At 70.6% G+C, this 2,151-nt stretch carries 2 protein-coding genes; both read right to left on the reverse strand.

The window, feature by feature from the left end; translation table 11 throughout:
• Positions 1-67 precede the first annotated feature (67 nt).
• Complete coding sequence (gene istB / locus PHA84_RS20620) at positions 68-877, reverse strand: IS21-like element helper ATPase IstB (protein WP_270890019.1); 810 nt, start codon at positions 875-877, stop codon at positions 68-70.
• Complete coding sequence (gene istA, locus PHA84_RS20625) at positions 877-2,115, reverse strand: IS21 family transposase (protein WP_270890020.1); 1,239 nt, start codon at positions 2,113-2,115, stop codon at positions 877-879. Before istA ends, istB begins: the two co-directional genes overlap by 1 nt.
• Positions 2,116-2,151 lie beyond the last annotated feature (36 nt).

Raw genomic sequence — 2,151 nt, forward strand, 5'->3', positions numbered from 1 at the left:
GTGTCGGCAACGCTCGAAAATGGGGCCGATGCGACGTTCGAAATCGAGGCCACCGGTTTCGGGGTTTCTAGTCTGCCGTGTCGTGGGTTCTGATGCTGGGCAGTGTGTCGATGCCGCGGTTGCGGAGCCGGTAGCTGGCGCCCTTGAGGGTCAGGACGTCGGCGTGGTGGACGACGCGGTCGATCATCGCTGCGGCGACGGCTTGGTCGCCGAATACTCCGCCCCAGCCGCTGAAGGGCAGGTTGGAGGTCAGGATCAGCGAGGCGTGTTCGTAGCGGGATGAGACGAGCTGGAAGAACAGGTTCGCGGCGTCTTGCTCGAAGGGCAGGTAGCCGACCTCGTCGACGATGATCAGTCCGTAGCGGCGCAGCCGGGCGAGCTCGGCGGGTAGCCGGCCGGCGCGGTGGGCGTCGGTGAGCCGGGTGACCCAGTCGGTCGCGGTTGCGAACAGGACCCGGTGGCCGTGGTGGGCGGCGGCGATGCCCAGGCCGGTGGCCAGATGGGTCTTGCCGGTGCCCGGCGGGCCGAGCAGCACCACGTTGCGGGCCTCGGTCAGGAACCCGCCGGAGGCCAGGGCGCCGATCTGTTGACGGACGGCCGGTTGGGCGTCCCAGTCGAACCCCTCGATCGTCTTCCTGGCGGGAAACCCGGCGGCCCGGATCCGCAGCTGGGCGCCGGAGGCGTTCCGAGCGGCGACCTCACGGTCGAGCACCGCGGCGAGGTACTCCTCGTGGGTCCAGCCGGCGTCGCGGGCATGGTCGGCCAGCCGACCGGCTGCTTCGGTGATCCGGGGTGCCTTCAACGCGGCGGCCAGGTAGGTCAGCTGCTTGAGCGCCTCGGCGGCGTCGGTCTTGGTGTTGCTGGTGCCGGTGGTCATCAGGCCACCTCGCCATCGGTGATCCCGCCGACGAGGTCGTCGCCCAGCCCGAAGGCGCGGTCGTAGTCGGCCAGATCCCGCACCAGCCCCTCGTGCGGGTCGAGTGCCGGTCGAGGGCGCTGGTACTGCTCGCGCAGCATCTTCGCCGCCACCACGTGGGCGGGGTCGGTGACGGTCATGCCCCGGGCCCAGGCCCGGGCGTGGGCGGCGACCAGGCGTCCCTCGTGGCGGACCTCGACCCGGGACAGGTCCGCGGTCACGTCCACGAACCGGCCGATCACCGCCGGGTCGACGGAGTAGTCGCTGGAGTCGACCCGGGCGTAGTAGTCGCGTCCCAGCCTGACCCGGTTGGCCCACCCGAGCGCCGGCGCCAGTGGTGGCAGGGGCAGCATCGCGGCCCGGTCGGCGTCGAGCCGGTCGACCGGGCGGGCCCGGATGGTGCGCACCATCCGGGCATTCGCCAGGGTCAGCCAGTGGCTGAACTGGGCGTCGAAGTCGGCCGGCGACTTGAAGGTTCGCCCGGGCATGAAGGAGGTCTCGAAGAACCCGTTGCGCCGCTCGACCAGGCCCTTGGACTCGGGGTCGTAGGGCTTGAGCCGCTGCAGGGTGGTGGCCAGGGTGCCGGCGAACGCGCTCACCCCTTCAGCGTGGCGTTTGCCGCGGCCGATGCCGGACTCGTTGTCCCAGATCAGGCGCCGTGGGACCCGGCCGAGCTGTTGCAGCAGCTCCCACATCCCCAGCAGCAGGTCCTGGGTGTGCCGGGTGGGGATCATCCGGGCGAGCATGAACCGTGAGTGCGCGGCCGTGATCACCAGCACCGGCAACAGCGACGTACTACCGTCCTCGAGCGGGATCCGCTTGGGCGGGAACCACAGGTCGCACTGCGCCGCATCACCGGGCAACCAGATCAACCGGTCCGCCGGGTCGACCGGCCAATGCTCGGGACGCAACCGACGCACGTGCTCGCGGAACCACGTGATCGACCCGGTCCACCCCACCCGCTCGGCGAGCACCGTGGCCGGCATGTCCGGAGTCGCCCTCAGCAGCTGCCGCACCAGCGGCTCGAACGGCGTGAACGACGTCGGCACCACCGCCCGCTCGTACCTCGGCGGCCGGTCCGACGCCAACGCCCGCCCGACCGTCGACCTACCGATTCCCAGATCCCGCGCGACCTGACGCTGCGGAACACCATCCGCGACCAGCCGCCGGATCAGAGCCCAATCCTCCACTGAGATCACCCATCCAATCTGTCTGGGTGGCCTCGTTTTCAAGCG

The sequence above is a fragment of the Pedococcus sp. 5OH_020 genome, from assembly GCF_027812955.1.
GTDB lineage: Bacteria > Actinomycetota > Actinomycetes > Actinomycetales > Dermatophilaceae > Pedococcus.

Excerpts from the sequence above, each read along its gene's own strand:
- istB (WP_270890019.1), bottom strand. The coding sequence starts at position 877 with ATGACCACCGGCACCAGCAACACCAAGACCGACGCCGCCGAGGCGCTC.